Source organism: Chitinophagales bacterium, assembly GCA_020635995.1.
Lineage (GTDB): Bacteria > Bacteroidota > Bacteroidia > Chitinophagales > UBA8649 > JAFMKE01.
Genome location: JACJYS010000001.1, coordinates 183,066 through 202,100 on the forward strand (window position 1 = coordinate 183,066; position 19,035 = coordinate 202,100).

Here is a 19,035-nt window from a genome sequence, read left to right on the forward strand (position 1 = left end):
ACACATATTGTTTATGGTAAATATATTTTTTTGTCATTCACAAATTCATTATTACTGGAATGAATTTCCTACAACTAATTCAATAATAGTAAATGCTTTCAAGAATGAATATAGTATAAAGTCTAAAAAAATAGCAAAGACTATAGATATTTATATTGTAAATCATCATGATTGTTCTGCTACATATTTAAACGGATATTTAAATGAGAAAAGACTTTATAATGATGAAGGAAAAATAATACAATTGAAAAGGAACAAATTACAGCAAGAATTTTACTTTTATTACAAAGAAGATAAATTTGTTCGAATGTTAGAAGTACAGAATGGTGACACTTTGTTGTATATTCTTAAGTCAAATAGTAGTGATTTTTTACCAGAATATACTGTTTATAAAAATGATACAATTTTATTTGAAACAATTCTTAAACACAAAGGAGACACAATTAAATATGTAAAAAGTAGTGGAAATTCACCTGATGAAATTATTACTTTCGTTAATAAATATTCAATTAGTAATGTATTCATAGAGGAAAATTTATATAATAAGTATAATTTTAAAATAACTGATAATTCAAACTATATTACTATTTCGAAGAATAGGTTTGATCAGCAAGTTGAATATAGAGTAAATAAAAAGATTATTAGAGTTATAAAATCTGATTTTGACAATGATGGGAAATATAATTTCAACTCTATTGTTGACTATATTTTTAAGAAAAAAAGACTAACAACAATAGTTGAAGATGGGATTCCAATAATAGATTTTGAATATAATAAAGATAATACTTTAAGTACAGTTTCTTATTTCGGTGATGACTATTGTGTAGAAAAGTATATTTATGTATATAACCCCACCTCTCCGTAGTTCGCCCTTCAAGGTGTTAGTACCTTGAAGATTAACAAACCAAATGTAAGTATTTTTTTGATGTTTTTGTAAACAAATTGTTAGAAGGTAGCTTCTGACAGCATATTCTATTATTATGTACTCCTAAACATTTATTATACGACACTTGACTTATTCTATAGCTTAAATAAAGCATATAATTTTGTGTTTATCAATCAATTTAAAACATTAAAATATGAAAAATTTAAGTCTAATATTATTAGTAGCCATTGCCCTACTATCTTCATGCAAGAAAAACGATGAAAATGCATGTAATGGCGATGAATGTAATTACTCTCTTAGCTCAAACGAAACAGCAGGAACTGCACCAAGTAATATACATGGCACGCATAGTTTAAGTGTATCTTACGAGGGAGCCGGCTCGCCTTATACTATGGGAACTAATGGAACTTTTACTGTAGAAAGCGATAAACTTACCGTAGAAATTGATGGTAAGGAATGTATTACTTTAATAAATCCCTACCAAAGTAGTCCATCGGAAGTTACATTTGTAGATAATTGTAGAGATAATTTAAAATATTCTGTTTCAGAATCTTCTTCTGGTGCTCTCAACGAAGTAAATGTTTCCTCTTTGTCGGGAACGTTCTATTGTCAGTTTAATTAAAAAGTATTATAGTACTGCTTGTGCCACCACTTGGGTGGTGGCACAATATAAAACGTCTTTTACAAATTAACACCTATGCCTACATCAAAATATTGAGCTACAAAATAATGTGTTTTCATGTGGGCACTAATAAAGAAACTTTTTTCTTTAGTTTCTCCAAATTTCACAGCGTGATAGTTTAGACCGAGCTTGGCAAAAATAGGTGTTTTATCTTCAAATAATTTCATGGCATACACCCCCACATAAGCATCTAAACTTACTCTGCCTAAAAACAATTCATCACCTACAAAAAAGCCAAGCATGTGGGCTTCTCTGTTTTTATATTCATAGCCAAATAGGTGCATATATTCAAGCCTGCCCATATCAAAAGCGTAATAAACACCGCCAAAAACTCGGTTTACTATACTTGTTGCTCGGGCATAAGCTCCCGTAAATTCAATTACAGGATATTTGGGGCCATTTGGCGTTCTATATTCATAAAAAGCCATAGAATAAGCCAGTTTAGCAAAATTCTTTTGCTTAGGCTTAGGAATTTCATCTGTATTATAACCCCCTAATTGAGGTTTTGGATTATACCTAAATCCTGTAGAAAAAGCCACGTAGTTAATGCCCAAATTTGGTGTTTGAAAGGAAGCATTGGAAAAGTGTGTAAAATTTAATCCTGTAAATAAACTTAACTCCGGGCGAATCTTAAAATCAAAACCCATACTCAGCTGAGTAATGTTATTAATTTTAGAACCAATCACATTATTAGTCGGATTATCAATAACGTGGAAAGGTTTATTTAAATATGCCAAGCCAATTCCCATTCTAAAATACCAATCCACCACTTTTCTTCTTAAAATCCAAATTTTGGCATAAGGGAATGCTCCAATAGCATTACCAAAAATTTCATTATCACCAAAGCGAGCCATAAACAAAGCTCCACCTATTTCCGGATAGTTTAGTTTTCTTTGCCAAGCCTTGTTTCCTTTGGTTATTTTAGAAAAAGACAATTCAAAACCGTGAGATTTTTGAGTAATATCTGGACCAAATTTAGAATTATGCTTAACAATAGTACCCCAATAGTAAGAGCCCGAAACATTGAATTTAGATTGTTTATATTCATACGGTTTATACTTTTGAGCCGACAATTGTGCCGCAATAAGTATAATGAAAATAAAGGAGAGCCATTTCATAGGGGTAAAAGTACAAAGTTTTTTTTTCTGCTCACTTTTTTCAAATGTGTCTCTTCAGAAATTTTGGTCATCAGAAAGATGTATTATACTGATTAAAGAATGTCTGCTCCGCTTTATCATGATATTAATTTAAAATTAAGCTATAGCTAAATATTTACAGATTCCTTTTTTTTGTTTTACTTTGTAGTATGCAAAAAAATGTAGTTAAATGGGTGTTGTTTGGGTTCATAATTATACTGCTATTTGCTTTTCGTATAGAAAATGATGCTACGCAACTTAGTGTAGCTAATAATATAAATAATTTTCATAAAAACAATCTAAATATATTTTATAAAAGCATACAAACACTTGAAAATAAAGAAAACCAAAACCTATCGGAAAATGCTTTAAAACCTTATTTTCTTGCTTGCAGAGAGCAGTTTAAACACTGTGAGTTTTTGCTTACCTATGTAAATCTGTATAAAAACCTTAAATATAATGGTCCAAATGTGCCTTATGTAGTTTTTGATGGTGCCGATGTAAAAAATATAGAACAACCGCATGGTTTGCAGGTAATGGAAGACCTTATTTATAATGCAAATGCTTCATCCCGAAGTGCTTTAAAAACAGAAATTTTAGCTTTAGATGCTTTAGTGAAAAAAGAAATAAACCGCATAGCCGACAAAGAGGTTTATGATGCCCGAACATATAACAATACCATATTGGATGCTGTGCGAATGGAATTAATTCGGATAGAAACTTTAGGAATTACAGGCTTTGATGTGCCGGACTCTAAAAATGCCATTCCAGAAGCTATTGAAGCACTTAAAACTTTAGCTGCTATTATTCAATTTTACAAGCCTTTGTTTGACGAAGCGAATGCCACCGTTTTTTATAATAAAGCCAATCCATTATTTAACAATGCTATTAATTATTTAAAAAATGACCAAGATTTTGAGGCTTTAAATCGTTTGGAATTAATGACAGATTATTTGCAACCATTATCTGCGTGGGTTTCTGAATCTTTTGCTGTTTTACATTACGATTATTTAAAAATTCATCCTGCATCAAACCCTCAAGCCAAGCATTTGTTTGCCGAAGATTTTTTAACAGATCCATATTACGCAGATGCCAATGAATATACTATTGCCTTAGGCAAAAAATTATTTTATGAAACACTATTGTCTAAAAACCGCCAGCGTAGTTGTGCTTCCTGCCATATTCCGCAGTTGGGATTTGCTGATGGTTTAGCCAAAAATGTATCTTTAGATGGCAGTCAATTCTTACCCAGAAATACGCCTACTTTAATTAATGCCGCTTACCAACGAAAATTTTTGTATGATTCTAAATTCAACACTATTGAAAAACAATCTATGAATGTAATTCATAATGAAATGGAAATGAATGGCAATTTAGAACTGGTGGTAGATACTTTATTTTGCATACCGGAGTATGTAGATTTGTACGAAAAGGGTTTTAATGGTATTTTAAATGAATATACTACCATAAGAGCTATCACAGATTATGTTACTTCATTAAAAAGTGTAGATTCTCGTTTTGATAAATATATGAATGGCGATAAAGAAGCTCTAACGCCCTCAGAGATAAATGGGTTTAATCTTTTTGCAGGTAAAGCAAAGTGTGCTACCTGCCATTATATGCCTATGTTTAACGGCTTAGTACCGCCTTTTTATATGGAAACAGAATCGGAAATTATAGGCGTGCCTGCCAGCACAAAAATTCCTTATGAGTTGGATGCTGATTTAGGGAAATACGAAATAAACAAATTAGATTTTCAAAAGTTTTCTTTTAAAACAACCACGCTAAAAAACATAGAACTAACAGCACCTTATATGCACAATGGCATATTTAATACCTTAGAAGAAGTGGTAGATTTTTATAACGATGGTGGCGGTGTAGGGCACGGCATTGATTTACCGAGTCAAACTTTACCTACGGATTCTTTGCATTTAACAACACAAGAAAAAGCAGATTTGGTTCTTTTTATGAAAGCATTAACAGACGAAGCATATAGATAAAAAAGGGACTACCTTTTTAAGATAATCCCAATTATAATTATTTATACTTAGTACAAACTACTCTTTTCCTTTCTTTTTTGGTTTATCTTTTCCAAAATTGTAAGTTAAACCTACGGTTAACACTTCTCTAAATTGAACGCCAGTAGTGTTTTGCTGAATAAAATTCCCATCGGCATCTTTATACAAATCGCCAGTATCCGGATTTTTTAAATATACAGCATCTCCGTTTTTATCTACTTTAGCCCAGCTTGTGTTATCGTCATACAATAAATGTGTAAATAAGTTTACTGCCAGCCAATCGTTTACTTTTAAATCTATACCCGTTTGCCAATCTACGTCTATGTTTTTACGGTTGGTTTTGTTGGGGTCTGTATAGCTCATAAACAACTCTAAAACGCTACGTACATTTACGTTTTTAAACACTTCTTTTTGGAATGAAAAACGAGCTAATGCTCCAAACTCTGCTCTAAAGTTTTTATTGTAATATCTATTGCCATTAGCATCTGTAGTGGCAGGTATATATCTGTCAAGATTTGCTATATTATCATTGGCTACTATTGTAAACTTGCCCGCTACAGGAGAAAGGAATATAGAAAAATACGGTTTTGGCTTATAATCTATACCTATGGCTGTTTTTATATACATTGGCGAAGCAAATTGAGTAATTAATTTCTTAGGTGCTTCGGCATAATCATAGCCTTTAGTTACGGCACTTTGCACGTTTACTAAGCCAGATAAAAACAAAGTTTTAGTTAATTTATACCCATATTGAGAGTTAAGCACCATTAAATTTTGGTTTATTTGAGCTCCTTCGCCTTTAAATTTAACAATACCCCAGTTGGCATCAAAAGTGTTTTCCCAAATATGTCTTTTCTTTACTAAATTGGCAAAAGCAAAAACATGAAAGTTAACGGCTATTTGACTGTTTCCTCCTGCTGCCCAGTTTACTAAAGCTGTTTGCCCAAACTGAATAGCTCCTGTGCCTCCCCAGTCCCATTTAGCGGTATCAGAAATCTCGCCTAATTTTCCTGAAATCTTTTCTCTGTCTGTTGCTGCTTCAAGCGTTTCTTCTTTTTGAGCATTAACATTACTCAATCCAAACGCTAAAATCAGCATTAAAAATACTTTGTAAAAATTGTTCATAGTTTTAATTTTAGAAGTGCAAATATCTCAACAAATATGCCAATATTCAAAATATTGGATTACTTAATACACACACATGTATATTTTATGTAGCTTTGCACCTAATGAAAATAAACAAAATACTACAAATTGTTTGGCTGGCTACGGGCATTATGGCTATATTTATAGCTATATACAACTATATGCGTTTTGGCGAAATAGTAAACAAAGTGTATATGCCTCTTATAATTTCTGTATTCTGTTTTGTTTTGTTTTTTAACCTTTATCGCAAAAGAAATAAGTAACAGACTTATATGTCATTGTTTTTAACCATAGTTTTTTTATTGTTAAGTGCCTTGTTTTCCGGCTTAGAAATAGCGTTTATTTCTTCTAACAAATTACGTATTGAACTGAATAAAGAAACGGGAAACCTTGCCAGTAAAATAATAGCTAAATATAATGAAGATGCTCCCACATTTATAACGGCATTGCTCATAGGCAATAATATTGCACTTATTTTATTCAGTTCCTACATGTCTAATATAGTAGATGGAAATGTTTTGAGCTTTTTAGGACACAATCCTTTAGTTTTACTGTTAGTTCAAACTTTAATTACTACTATTGTAGTACTCGTTTTTGGCGAATTTTTCCCTAAAGCTCTTTTCAGAATTTCGCCTTACAGAGCTTTGTTGCTATTTGCATTACCTTTTCATTATGTAATATATTGGATATTAAAACCCATAGCATTTGTAGTTTCGTGGCTGTCAAAATCTATTATTAAGCTAATAATGCCCAATAAGTATAATGAAGAACAAGAAAATTTTACCTCTGTAGATTTAGAACACTACATTAAAGAAGTTAGCTCGGGCAGTCATTCTGACGATGACGATGATGAATTAAATAGCGATATTTTTGAAAAAGCACTTTATTTAAAGGAAATAAAAGTAAAAGAATGTATGGTGCCCCGTATGGAAATACAAGGTGTAGAACTTAGCATCGGCTTAGATGAAATAAGATCTCTTTTTGTTGATTCTAAGCATTCGCGATTAATTGTTTACGAAAACGATATTGACAATATTTTGGGTTATGTGCATCATATTGACTTTTTAAAGAAACCCCAAAACATAAAAGAAATTATTTATGATGTTACCGTAGTACCGGAAAATATGAGTGCCCGAGATTTACTTACTATTTTTACTAAAGAACACAAAACTATGGCACAGGTAGTAGATGAATATGGCGGCACAGCAGGTATTGTTACTTTAGAAGATTTAATAGAAGAAATTTTTGGCGAAATACAAGACGAACACGATGATGACGAGTTTATAGAAAAACAACTAAATGAAAGTGAATACGTTTTTTCCGGAAGGTTAGAAATTGATTATATTAATGAAAAATATGGATTAAATATTCCTATGGGAGATTATGAAACCCTGGCGGGCTATGTGGTAGTAAACCATGAAGATATACCCGAAATAGATGAAAATATCTACATTGACAATTTCAAAATTCATATACTTTCTGCCTCTAACAACAGAATAGAAACCTTGCAATTAAAAAAATTGGACATAGAAAATGAATAGTTTTTATTCAATAAAAGCACTAAAAAAGTATTTAAACCAAGCTAAATCAGAAGGAAAAACCATTGGTTTTGTGCCTACTATGGGTGCACTGCACAAAGGGCATCTTTCGCTGGTTCAAGCGGCATTAAATGAATGCAATATTGCCGTTGCCAGTATTTTTGTAAACCCCACACAGTTTAACAATAAAGAAGATTTAGACAAATACCCAAGAACATTAGAAAAAGATAGTGAACTTTTAGAAAATGTAGGTTGCCATGCTGTTTTTGCTCCTACGGTAAAAGAAATGTATCCTCATGGATTAAAAAATGGTTTTGAAGCTCCGCAAATAGGAAATATAACTTCTGTATTAGAAGGAGAACACCGCCCGGGACATTTTGAAGGCATGATGCAAGTAGTAAGTCTATTGCTTGATATTGTAGCTCCTACCCATTTGTATATGGGATTAAAAGACTATCAACAGTTTGCCATAGTTAGCTTAATGGTAGAAGCACAAGGCAGAGAAATAATAATGAGAGGCATGCCTATAGTTAGAGAAGAAAACGGTTTAGCCATGAGTTCAAGGAATGAACGACTGAGTCCCACTTGCCGAGAAAATGCTAAAATTATATATGAAACACTTGAAAAAGTAAAATCTCAGTTAGATTTTCATAATATAGACGAGTTAGAAAAATTGGGGAAAGCTTTAATAGAAAAATTAGATGGCACAGAAGTTGAATATTTTGAAATAGTGGACGCAAAAACTCTAACAAAAACCGACATTAATGCTAAAAAGAACTTAATTGCTTTAACTGCTGTTTGGTATGAAGGCATTCGCCTTATAGACAATATGATTTTATAAAATTAGTTTTAAATTTGCCTTAACTTATGCAATTACAAGTATTCAAATCAAAAATACACAGGGCTGTTGTAACTCAAGCCGACTTAAATTATATAGGTAGTATTACCATTGATGAAGACCTAATGGATGCCGCCAATATATTAGAAAACGAACGCGTACAAATAGTAAACTGCAATAACGGAGAACGCTTAGAAACTTATGTTATTAAAGGAGAAAGAGGTTCTGGAGTGATATGTTTAAACGGTGCAGCCGCCCGAAAAGTAGCCGTGGGCGATATTGTTATTATTATTTCTTATGCCTATATGGATAGAGAAGAATTAAAATCGCATGTGCCCGTTACTATTTATCCTGGCGAAAACAATCAATTGTAAATAGCCACATTATATGAATAGTAAAATAAAGTCTTTTTTAAAAATAGCCATTCCTTTTTTAATAGGCTTTTTACTTATTTATTTATATTTCAAACAACTTACACCTAAGGATATTGAAGACATAAAAAACGCTATAAAAGGAGCTAATTATTTTATGTTATTAATTTCTGTTTTCTTTACTTTACTTAGTGATATTTTCCGTTCGTGGCGGTTTAAAAATCTTATAGATGCTACAGGACAAAAAATAACATTTATGAAATCTTTTCACGCTGTAAATGTTAATTATTTAGTAAACTTAGGCATTCCAAGAGCCGGAGAATTGGCAAGGTGTGGCGTGCTGGCTACTTACGATAATATTCCTATTAATAAAAGCTTAGGTGTTTTAATAAACGAACGAATTGTAGATTTGATTTTACTGCTTTTTGTAGGCGGGTTAACCTTACTTTTTCAATATACTGTGTTTGTTAGTTTCTATAATGAATATATGGGAGCAACCGTAAAATCTGTTATTGATTGGTTTTTCTTACACCCTGTTATAGCCGGTATTTTGGGCATAGTGCTTATTATTGGTTTTTATGTTTTTACAAGATTTTTGTTTTCTAAAAATAAATCAACAGGAAAAATAACCAGTATTATTAATGGTTTTAAAGATGGGATTTTATCTGTGGTTCGCCTTAAAAAACCGTGGTTATTTGTCTTTCAATCATTGGCTATTTGGGTGTGTTATTTTTTTATGATTTATTTTGTTACCAAAACACTACCACAATCTTCATTTTTAGGTTTTGATGCCACTTTAGCCATTTTATTTTTTGGAACATTTGGATTTTTAGCCACACCCGGGGGCATTGGCTCTTACCCTATTATTGTAGGTTTACTTTTAGCATTATACGGCTTAGAAATGCATATAGGCACTACTTTGGGCTGGATTACTTACGTAGGGCAAACCATACTTATACTTTTTCTCGGTTTATTTTCTTTTATAATGCTGGGTAGAGAAAAAGCCAAGTTAAAATTGCTAAGTGCCGGTGAATAAGCTACAAACAGTAGAAGAATTAAAAAGAACCATTGCTCAATGGCAGTTAAAAAACAATATTGTAGTTTTTACTAATGGCTGTTTTGATATACTTCATACAGGGCATATTCATATTTTAGAAGAAGCAAAAAAACAAGGGCACAAACTAATAGTAGCATTAAATACAGATGCTTCGGTAAAAAAATTAAAAGGAAAAAACAGACCTATTAATGCTGAGTTAGATAGAGCTAAAGTAATATCGGCTATTGAAGCCGTAGATGCCGTAGTTTTATTTAATGAAGAAACTCCGCTTACTTTAATAAAGATACTACAACCGGATGTGCTGGTAAAAGGTGGAGATTACACTAAAAACAACATAGTGGGAGCTAAGGAAATAGAAAGTTGGGGTGGCAAAGTAGTAATAATTCCTTTTTTACAGGGTTTTTCAAGTACTTCTATTATAGAAAAGATGAAAAAGGCGTAAGCACTTGCTATATTTACACTTGAAATGTCAAAATACACTTTAAAATTATCCGGACTTGAACCTTTAGTTGTTTATGAAGGTTCAAACTTTGTAAACGTAGGCGAAAGAACCAACGTTACCGGCTCCCGAGCTTTTTTGCGTTTAATAAAAGAAGAACAGTACGAAGAAGCTCTTTCTGTAGCTTTAGACCAAGTGCGTGGCGGAGCTCAAATATTGGATGTAAACATGGACGAAGGCATGCTTGACGGTGTTTCGGCTATGACTACCTTTTTAAACTTAATTGCTTCAGAACCCGAAATTGCTAAAATTCCTATAATGATTGACAGCTCAAAATGGGAAATAATAGAAGCAGGGCTAAAGTGCGTGCAAGGGAAAAGCGTAGTAAACTCTATTTCTTTAAAAGAAGGAAAAGAAGCCTTTATAAACCATGCACAAAAAGTAAAAATGTACGGGGCGGCTACTATTGTTATGGCTTTTGACGAAAATGGGCAAGCAGACACCTACCAGCGTAGAATAGATATTTGCAAAAGAAGTTATGATATTTTGGTAAACGAGGTGGGCTTTAATCCTGCCGATATTATTTTTGACCCCAATATTTTTCCCGTTGCTACAGGCTTAGAAGAACACCGCAACTATGCTGTAGATTTTTTTAAAGCTACTAAGTGGATAAAAGAAAACTTGCCGGGAGCAAAAGTTAGCGGTGGCGTTAGTAATGTATCTTTCTCTTTTAGAGGCAATAACACGGTTAGAGAAGCCATGCACTCCGCTTTCTTATATCATGCTATAAATAATGGAATGGATATGGGTATTGTAAACCCCACCATGCTTGAAGTTTATGATGATATTCCTAAAGATTTGCTGGAAAGAGTAGAAGATGTTTTGCTAAACAGAAGAGAAGATGCTACGGAAAGATTACTTGAATTTGCGGAAACCGTAAAAGGCGTAAAAAAAGACAAAAAAGAAGATGAAGCATGGAGAAAAGACCCTGTAGCTAAGCGTTTAGAACACGCCTTAGTTAAAGGAATAGTAGATTATATAGAGGAAGACACTGAAGAAGCCCGACAAATGTTTGATAAACCGCTTAGCGTTATTGAAGGACCACTAATGGACGGCATGAATGTAGTAGGCGATTTATTTGGTGCAGGCAAAATGTTTTTACCCCAAGTGGTAAAATCGGCAAGGGTAATGAAAAAAGCCGTAGCATACTTAATGCCTTATTTAGAAGCTGAAAAAACAGATAAAACTTCAAGAGGTAAGGTGCTAATGGCAACGGTAAAAGGCGATGTGCATGATATTGGAAAAAATATAGTGGGTGTAGTGTTGGCGTGCAATGGTTTTGAAGTAATAGACTTGGGGGTAATGGTTCCTGCCGAAAAAATATTGGAAGAAGCCAAAAAACAGCAAGTAGATGTAATTGGTTTAAGTGGATTAATAACACCTTCTTTAGATGAAATGGTGCATGTGGCTAAAGAAATGGAACGCGAAGGTTTTAATATTCCACTTTTAATAGGTGGAGCTACCACGTCTAAAATTCATACGGCAGTAAAAATAGACGAAAACTACACTAAAGGACAAAGTATTTATGTGTTAGATGCCTCTCGTTCTGTGCCTATTGTAGAAAAACTGCTAAGCGATTTAAAACAAAACTTAATAGACGAAACACGCAAAGAGTATGCCCTAATGCGTGAAGAATACAAAAACAGACAGCCAAACATTAAATATGTTTCGTTTAAAGAAGCACAAAAAAACAAGCTTAAATTAAGTTTTGAAAACATAGTCAAACCTAATTTTTTAGGCATTAAAGTTTTAAAAGATTTTGACCTAAGCAAACTGAAAGAAACTTTTGATTGGAGTCCGTTTTTTATAACTTGGGAAATGAAAGGCACTTACCCCAAAATATTAACCAGCAAAAAATACGGGATAGAAGCCACCAAACTTTTTAATGATGCCAATGTTATGCTGGATAAAATTATAAACGAAAAATGGTTGCAAGCCAATGCTGTTTTCGGAATTTTTAATGCTAAAAGTAAAGATGAAGATGTCTTTATATCTATGCCTAAAAAAGAAAAATTAGAGGGGGAGGAAATTCTCCCACCTTTTAGGGGAGAGTTAGAGGGGGGTAATGATAACATAAAACTCCACTTTATGCGTCAGCAGGGCGAAAAAAGGGAAGGAAGTTTTAACGGCTGTTTAGCCGATTATATTTCTCCTAATGGAGATGATTACATGGGTGCTTTTGCCGTAACGGCAGGAATTGGTATAGAAAAAAAGCTTGAAGAGTTTAAAAAAGACCATGACGATTACAGCAGTATTATGTTAAAAGCATTAGCCGATAGGCTGGCAGAGGCTTTTGCCGAATACTTGCACCGAGAAGTACGTAAAAACTACTGGGCTTATGCTAAAAATGAAGATTTAGACAATGAAGAATTGATAAAAGAGCGATACCAAGGTATAAGACCTGCACCCGGCTATGCCGCCTGCCCCGACCACACAGAAAAAGCCACACTTTGGCAACTTCTTGATGTTGAAAAGAATACAGATATAAAAATTACAGAAAGTTTTGCTATGTATCCTACAGCCAGCGTTAGTGGTTGGTATTTTGCACACCCCGATGCAAAATATTTTGGTGTAGGCAAAATAGGAAAAGACCAATTAGAAAGCTTAGCACAACGCAAAGGAAAAAGTGTAGAAGAAATGGAAAAATGGCTGAGCGTTAATTTGAATTATTAAATTGTATTTTAGCTCCATGAAAAATATAGTGCTTTTATTTTTTAGTGTTTTTTGTTTTGTTGTCGGGTTTTCTCAATCAAAATTGAGTACGCCCTACGAAACAATATATACCCACTTACACAACTTAGAAGACAATAATTATTACCCACAAAAAGCCGCTTTAGCTATAAATCCGCAGCTTTTAAAAGGCGAAAATGCTATAAATGCAGCCATAAAACTAAAGGAAATATTAAACGGAAAAGGTATTTATATTTTATACAATAAAATACCCGATGAAACAGACTATACCGATTCTACTTCAAAAAAACAGCAATATACTTTAGCTATTGCAGAGCCAGGCATTTATGTAGAAAAAGTAGGCAATAACTGGTATTACAGCCAAGAAACCATAGAAAATATACCTAAACTGTACAAAGAAGTTTTTCCTTTAGGAACAAGTATTTTTAGTAGCATACTACCCGACAGTATTGGAAATAAAAAAACATTTTTACTAAAAAACTGGCAATGGTTGGGTATAGGTTTAATTATTCTTGCCGGGTTTTTTATGCGATTATTGGCTAATTATATTTCTAAAGTTTTATCAAAATATATAGATAAGTTTGCTTTAGCAAAAACAGCCGATAGAGAGAAATTAATCCATGAATTTTTAAAGGCGTTAAACCTATTTTTAATCATTTTTGTAATAAGAATTTTAGTGCCAAGCTTGCAGTTGGCTCCTAAATTTTCGGCATTGCTTATAAAAGGCTTTAACATTCTACTTATATTTTTAGGTGCTTTTGTGTTTAGAAGATTAGTATTTATAGGCTTAGATTTAGTAAATAAATATACCAATAGAAGCAAATCTCGCTTAGACGACCAACTGCTTCCCATAGCTAAAAATTTATTTACCATTCTTATTGGCTTAATTGCATTTTCGTTGGCTTTGAAACAGCTAAATGTTAATTTAACAGCCATTATTGCCGGAGTTTCCATTGGTGGATTGGCTATTGCATTAGCTTCGCAGGATACGGTTAAAAACTTTATAGGCTCTATTACTATTTTATTTGACCATCCTTTTGAGTTGGGCGATTATATTATTTTATCGGGAACAGAAGGAACGGTAGAAAAAGTAGGTATGCGTGCCACCAGAATACGCACACCCAACCAATCTTTAGCCTATATTCCTAATGGCGATTTATCTAATATGATAATAGATAATTACGGGCTAAGATTGTATAGAAGATGGGATTTAACGCTGGGTGTCGAATATGGAACAAGCACTGCCAAAATTGAGGATTTTTGCAAAAGAATAACTCAAATGCTTGAAGAATTAGATTATATAGCCGATAATAGGTCTTTAGTAAGACTAAATTCTTTAGGAAGCTCTTCTATCAATATTTTTTGTATGATATTTATAGATGTTAAAACCTATAATTTAGAATTAGAGAGTAAACACAATATTTTACTAAAAATAATTGATTTAGCCAATGAATTAGGAATTGGTTTTGCTTTCCCAACTCAAACATTACATTTATTAAACAACAAAAGTGAAAAGACTTCCTAAAATAGTATTGCTTAGTCTAATTTTTGCTTGTATAGGCATTACTACAGAGGTTGTTTTTACTTCGCTTACTAAAGTTTACAACAATTATTTTGCTCATGGAATAATAGATTGGGCATTAGGTGGCAAAACCTACCTTTGGATGTTTTTTATTTATATGATTATTCCGTTATTATTTAAAACTTTTCATCCCTTTGTAGAAAAATATTCCATTTTTATTAGAGCTTTAATTGCTGTATTTTTTGTTTACGTTATTGAGTTTTCTACGGGTTTAATTTTAGAGCTTACTACTGGTGTTTGCCCTTGGAAATACACTACGGGTTGGCACATAATGGGTTATATCCGAATAGATTATTTTCCATTTTGGTATGTTTTTGCCTTAATAATTATTAATGTTTATCAAACATTGGACAAACGCTTGCATTAGTTGTACACTAATTAACCCCCTCATTTATTAGTTTTACAAAAAAATAGTGCAATGTTAAAAACAGCAAGCCTTTTAATTTTTACTTTAGTAATAGTTCCTTTTATTGCCTTTAAATTTGGTACACCACTAACTGTAGAGCAGTTGGCTTTGCTTAAAATATTATTCATCACTACTATTACCATAGCTTTAGCTTGTTTTATAATAAGCGAAATAACAAAAAACTACAGCCAAACCGATAAATTATGGAGTATAACACCAATAATATACGTTTGGATAGCTACGGCTTATTCAGATTGGAATATAAGAATGATTTTTCTATCTGTTTTAGTTAGTATTTGGGGTATTAGATTAACCTATAATTTTTCAAGACGAGGAGGTTATTCTCTTAAATTTTGGGAAGGAGAAGAAGACTACCGCTGGACAGTGCTTAAACAGCACAAACCGTTAAATATTCCGTGGGTTTTTAGTATTTTTAATCTGTTGTTTATTAGTTTGTATCAGCATTTACTTATTTTGTTTTTTACATTGCCTATTATTTTATCTATAAACACTACCGCTATATTTTGGTATGATTATGTGCTGGCAGGCTTCATGCTTTTATTTATTGCCATAGAAACTAAAGCAGACCAAGAGCAGTGGAACTATCAAACCGAAAAACATAAGCGTATTAACAACAAAGAAGAATTAAATCCTTTGTATAAAAAAGGTTTTGTGCATACGGGTTTGTGGGGTATAGTTAGGCATCCTAATTATGCGGCAGAGCAAGCTATTTGGATTACATTTTACTTATTTAGCATAAGTGCCACGGGGCAATGGATAAACTGGAGTATTATGGGATGCTTGCTTTTAGTAGTACTTTTTAAAAGCAGTTCAGATTTTAGCGAAAAAATAAGTGCATCAAAATATCCCGATTATATTGCTTACCAAAAGAAAATTGGTAAATTTTTACCTAAATTTGTGTAGTGGCTTTCAGCTTAAAAAGATACATACCTAATACGCTTACACTTACTAACCTTTTGTGTGGATGTTTTGCCATATTTAGCCTTTTTATGGACAGAACTAATCTTGTTTTGCCCTTTATTATCATTGCTATGTTTGCCGATTTTTTTGATGGCATGATAGCTCGTTTGTTAAATGTAAAAACACCTATAGGCAAAGATTTAGATAGTTTGGCAGATGTTGTAAGTTTTGGGGTAGTGCCTTCTTTTTTAATGATTTACTTGGTAGTACTGGCACACCCTATTAATAATACCAATAATTTTATTGATGAACTAAAAAGTATAAATTCATTACAAACATATTTAGTTATATTTTTTCCACTTATTATAGCTTTGTTTTCGGCATTGCGGTTAGCTAAATTTAATATTTCTACAAATCAAAGTTCAGAATTTAAAGGCTTAGCCACACCAGCGTGCACCGTATTTGTTTTAGGATTGTTTCATAATTATATAGCTGGGAATGAATATTTTAACTTTATTTATAAACCTTTAGTCTTAAATATAATTAGTTTAATATTAGCTTTGTTATTGGTAAGTAATATTCCTATGTTTAGTTTTAAAGTGGGTAGCTTGTCCGTTAAAGAGAATCCTTTTCAAATAACATTTATTTTGTTAGGAATTATCTTACTTATGATGTTTAACTTAAGTGGGTTGCCACTTATAGTTTTGTTATATATTATACTGAATTTATTTAAAAACTTGATAAAAAGATGAAATTTAGAGCAGAAATTAATGTAATTCCCGGTGCAGAAACAAAAAATACAGAAGGGAAAAGAATTATGGACGACCTTAAAAAAGCACGCATAGACAATGTTGAAAACATAACCATAGGAAAGTTTTATACTTTTGAAGTAGAAGCTAACTCTTATAATGCTGCCAATGCCTTTGTGGGGGATGCTTGTAAAAATGTTTTTGCCAAAAACGATGATGATGCTTTTGATTTCACTATAGACGAAATTTGAAAGGAAAGCTTTATATAATACCCACACCTATAGGCAACTTAAAAGACATAACTTTTAGAGCCATAGAGGTACTTAAAGAAGTAGATTTAATATTAGCAGAAGATACGCGACAAACCAAAAAACTGCTTGACCACTATGCCATAGACAAACCTATGTGGGCACACCACAAGTTTAATGAGCATAATGCCACAGAAAGCGTTGTAAAAAAGTTGCTTGGGGGTAATAATCTTGCCCTCGTTTCTGATGGTGGTACACCGGCTATTTCCGATCCCGGATTTTATTTGGTGCGTGCTTGTATAGAGCAAGGCATAGCAATAGAAACGCTACCCGGAGCTACAGCTTTTGTGCCTGCATTAGTAAATTCAGGTTTTTCTTCTGATAGTTTTGTGTTTATGGGTTTTCCACCACATAAAAAAGGACGTAAAACACTTTTTGAAAATATAGCACAAGAAAGTAGAACAGTTATTTTGTATGAATCGCCACACCGCATAGTTAAAACTTTAGAACAAATAACGGAATATATAGGTGCAGAAACGCAGATTTCTATTTCAAGAGAATTAACCAAAACCTACGAAGAAACACTAAGAGGCACAGCCCAAGAGCTACTACAACATTTTAAAACTACTAAACCTAAAGGGGAATTTGTGGTGGTGGTAGGGCGGTAGGTTTTATGCCAATTGAAAGGGAAGAGTAACTTTTTACTGTATAAAAATTTATTTTCCCCTTTTATCATCATCTTTTTTAGGTGTAGGCTTTACCTTTTCTTCTTTCTTTTCCTCTATTTCGTTTAGCTTATCGCCTTTTAAATATTTTGGCAATTCTAATCCTGCCATGTTAAACAAATCATTTAATGGCGGAACGGAATTCATTAAACCCGAAACAAAATTTGCTGTTGAGTTAGAACCATCTTTATTATTTCCGCTATCCCAAACCGTAACTTTATCAATCTTAATGTTTTTAACGGCTTCAACTTGTGTTCTAACCAATTCGGGAAGTTTTTCAAGCAATAATAATTGAAAAGCATTGGTTGAATCGCCACCGGCAGCTTTTACCACTTGGTCGTATCCTTCTGCTTGCTTAGTAAGTATTTCGTACAAACCTTTAGCTTCGGCTTCCATTTTAGCATAAATGGCATCTGCTTCTCCTTTTGCGTTTAACCTTATTTGTTCCGCTTCTGCTTCGGCATCTATAATGGCACGTTTTTTAGCTATTTCTGCCGGAACTATAATATTAGCCATTTGAGTAGAACGCTCTCTTTCTGCACGAGCCGTTTCTGCTTTTTGTTCTGCCACATAAGATTCTTCAAGTGCTTTTGCCGCTTGCACTTTTTCGGCAGTCATTGCTATTTTTAAGGCTTCAGCCTCTTTTTCTCTACGCTGTGCATCTGAGTTGGCTATTGTTATTTTAGCCCTGTTTTCTCCTTCTACAGCTATAGAGTTTGCCTGCGAAGTAGCCACTCTTGATTCTTTTTCTGCTTCGGCTTTTCCTATCGCTTCATCTTTAATGGCAGAGGCAATGCTTACTTCTCTGTCTTTTTGAGTAATGGCAATTTTTACATCTCTATCTCTATTGGTTTCCGCTATTTGAACATCTTTCTCCCTATCGGCAACAGCTTTTCCTGTTTCTCCTATTTTTTCTTGTTCGGCTACACTTATTTTTGCATCATTTATAGCTTTAGCAGCCGCTTCTTTTCCTAAGGCTTCTATATACCCCGATTCGTCTTTTATATCTGTAACGTTTACATTTATTAGCTTTAAACCTATTTTCTTTAATTCTGTATCTACGTTTTTAGAAATATTGTCTAAAAATTTATCTCTGTCAGAATTAATTTCTTCTATGGTCATAGTGGCAATAACTAAACGCAACTGACCAAATAAAATATCTTTTGATAATTCTTGAATTTGATCGGGAGTTAGTCCCAATAATCTTTCGGCAGCATTTCCCATACTGTCCGGTTCGGTAGAAATAGCTATGGTAAACCTACAAGGCACATCTACTCTAATATTTTGGCGAGATAACGCATTTGTTAAATTAGCTTCTATAGAAATAGGTTTTAAATCTAAGTAGGCATAGTCTTGAATAACCGGCCAAATAAATGCACCACCACCATGAATACATTTAGCAGAAGAGCCACCTGTTCTACCATATATTACCAATACTTTATCTGAGGGGCATCTTTTATAGCGAGATATTAATGCAATAAATGTAATAAACAGTACAAATACTGCTACAAGAATTATAATAAAATAAGCATTCATAAATGT

At 33.0% G+C, this 19,035-nt stretch carries 19 protein-coding genes; 16 read left to right on the top strand and 3 right to left on the bottom strand.

From position 1 onward, the window contains the following. Window positions 1-13: 13 nt before the first annotated feature. Both H6578_00835 and H6578_00840 read left to right on the top strand, forming a co-directional pair. On the top strand, window positions 14-865 hold the full coding sequence (locus H6578_00835; GenBank protein MCB9225700.1) for a hypothetical protein: 852 nt from the start codon (window positions 14-16) through the stop codon (window positions 863-865). A gap of 214 nt (window positions 866-1,079) precedes the next feature. Then, window positions 1,080-1,508, top strand: coding sequence for a hypothetical protein (locus tag H6578_00840; GenBank protein MCB9225701.1), 429 nt, complete (start codon window positions 1,080-1,082; stop codon window positions 1,506-1,508). A 59-nt stretch (window positions 1,509-1,567) separates the two neighbouring features. Here the strand turns inward: H6578_00840 and H6578_00845 are convergent, their stop codons facing one another. Next, window positions 1,568-2,686, bottom strand: coding sequence for an acyloxyacyl hydrolase (locus tag H6578_00845; GenBank protein MCB9225702.1), 1,119 nt, complete (start codon window positions 2,684-2,686; stop codon window positions 1,568-1,570). Between the two features lie 188 nt (window positions 2,687-2,874). On the opposite strand from H6578_00845, the gene H6578_00850 reads away from it, so the two are divergent. Then, window positions 2,875-4,704, top strand: coding sequence for a cytochrome C peroxidase (locus tag H6578_00850; GenBank protein MCB9225703.1), 1,830 nt, complete (start codon window positions 2,875-2,877; stop codon window positions 4,702-4,704). A 57-nt stretch (window positions 4,705-4,761) separates the two neighbouring features. Here H6578_00850 and H6578_00855 read toward each other — a convergent pair whose 3' ends face one another. Continuing rightward, window positions 4,762-5,847: a DUF3078 domain-containing protein gene (locus H6578_00855; protein MCB9225704.1), complete on the bottom strand. Its 1,086-nt coding sequence runs from the start codon at window positions 5,845-5,847 to the stop codon at window positions 4,762-4,764. A gap of 104 nt (window positions 5,848-5,951) precedes the next feature. Between H6578_00855 and H6578_00860 the strand changes: the two genes are divergently transcribed. The 13 genes from H6578_00860 to rsmI are packed head-to-tail and all read left to right on the top strand — an operon-like array spanning window position 5,952 to window position 17,436. Beyond that, window positions 5,952-6,131 carry a hypothetical protein gene (locus tag H6578_00860; protein ID MCB9225705.1) on the top strand — a complete coding sequence of 60 codons (180 nt, stop codon included), beginning with the start codon at window positions 5,952-5,954 and terminating at the stop codon, window positions 6,129-6,131. Between the two features lie 9 nt (window positions 6,132-6,140). After that, window positions 6,141-7,409, top strand: coding sequence for an HlyC/CorC family transporter (locus tag H6578_00865; protein MCB9225706.1), 1,269 nt, complete (start codon window positions 6,141-6,143; stop codon window positions 7,407-7,409). Next, the gene (locus H6578_00870) at window positions 7,402-8,247 is read left to right on the top strand and encodes a pantoate--beta-alanine ligase (GenBank protein MCB9225707.1); all 846 of its coding nucleotides are present in this window, start codon (window positions 7,402-7,404) and stop codon (window positions 8,245-8,247) included. Before H6578_00865 ends, H6578_00870 begins: the two co-directional genes overlap by 8 nt. Window positions 8,248-8,273: 26 nt before the next feature. Continuing rightward, on the top strand, window positions 8,274-8,618 hold the full coding sequence (locus tag H6578_00875) for an aspartate 1-decarboxylase (GenBank protein MCB9225708.1): 345 nt from the start codon (window positions 8,274-8,276) through the stop codon (window positions 8,616-8,618). A 13-nt stretch (window positions 8,619-8,631) separates the two neighbouring features. Further along, on the top strand, window positions 8,632-9,651 hold the full coding sequence (locus H6578_00880) for a flippase-like domain-containing protein (protein ID MCB9225709.1): 1,020 nt from the start codon (window positions 8,632-8,634) through the stop codon (window positions 9,649-9,651). Further along, a complete protein-coding gene (gene rfaE2, locus H6578_00885) occupies window positions 9,638-10,114 on the top strand; it encodes a D-glycero-beta-D-manno-heptose 1-phosphate adenylyltransferase (protein ID MCB9225710.1) in 477 nt (158 codons plus the stop codon). The genes H6578_00880 and rfaE2 overlap by 14 nt, the downstream gene beginning before the upstream one ends. Before the next feature lie 24 nt (window positions 10,115-10,138). Next, window positions 10,139-12,844: a methionine synthase gene (gene metH, locus H6578_00890; protein MCB9225711.1), complete on the top strand. Its 2,706-nt coding sequence runs from the start codon at window positions 10,139-10,141 to the stop codon at window positions 12,842-12,844. Window positions 12,845-12,860: 16 nt separating this feature from the next. Then, window positions 12,861-14,387 (top strand): mechanosensitive ion channel family protein, encoded by a 1,527-nt coding sequence (locus tag H6578_00895; protein ID MCB9225712.1) that lies wholly within the window; start codon window positions 12,861-12,863, stop codon window positions 14,385-14,387. After that, the gene (locus H6578_00900; protein MCB9225713.1) at window positions 14,371-14,811 is read left to right on the top strand and encodes a hypothetical protein; all 441 of its coding nucleotides are present in this window, start codon (window positions 14,371-14,373) and stop codon (window positions 14,809-14,811) included. The genes H6578_00895 and H6578_00900 overlap by 17 nt, the downstream gene beginning before the upstream one ends. A gap of 51 nt (window positions 14,812-14,862) precedes the next feature. Next, window positions 14,863-15,774, top strand: coding sequence for a DUF1295 domain-containing protein (locus tag H6578_00905; GenBank protein ID MCB9225714.1), 912 nt, complete (start codon window positions 14,863-14,865; stop codon window positions 15,772-15,774). Then, window positions 15,774-16,523 (top strand): CDP-alcohol phosphatidyltransferase family protein, encoded by a 750-nt coding sequence (locus tag H6578_00910; protein MCB9225715.1) that lies wholly within the window; start codon window positions 15,774-15,776, stop codon window positions 16,521-16,523. The genes H6578_00905 and H6578_00910 overlap by 1 nt, the downstream gene beginning before the upstream one ends. After that, window positions 16,520-16,771: a phosphoribosylformylglycinamidine synthase subunit PurS gene (locus H6578_00915; GenBank protein MCB9225716.1), complete on the top strand. Its 252-nt coding sequence runs from the start codon at window positions 16,520-16,522 to the stop codon at window positions 16,769-16,771. The genes H6578_00910 and H6578_00915 overlap by 4 nt, the downstream gene beginning before the upstream one ends. Further along, window positions 16,768-17,436, top strand: coding sequence for a 16S rRNA (cytidine(1402)-2'-O)-methyltransferase (gene rsmI, locus H6578_00920; GenBank protein ID MCB9225717.1), 669 nt, complete (start codon window positions 16,768-16,770; stop codon window positions 17,434-17,436). The genes H6578_00915 and rsmI overlap by 4 nt, the downstream gene beginning before the upstream one ends. Window positions 17,437-17,484: 48 nt before the next feature. Here rsmI and H6578_00925 read toward each other — a convergent pair whose 3' ends face one another. Further along, window positions 17,485-19,029: a flotillin family protein gene (locus tag H6578_00925; GenBank protein MCB9225718.1), complete on the bottom strand. Its 1,545-nt coding sequence runs from the start codon at window positions 19,027-19,029 to the stop codon at window positions 17,485-17,487. Window positions 19,030-19,035 lie beyond the last annotated feature (6 nt).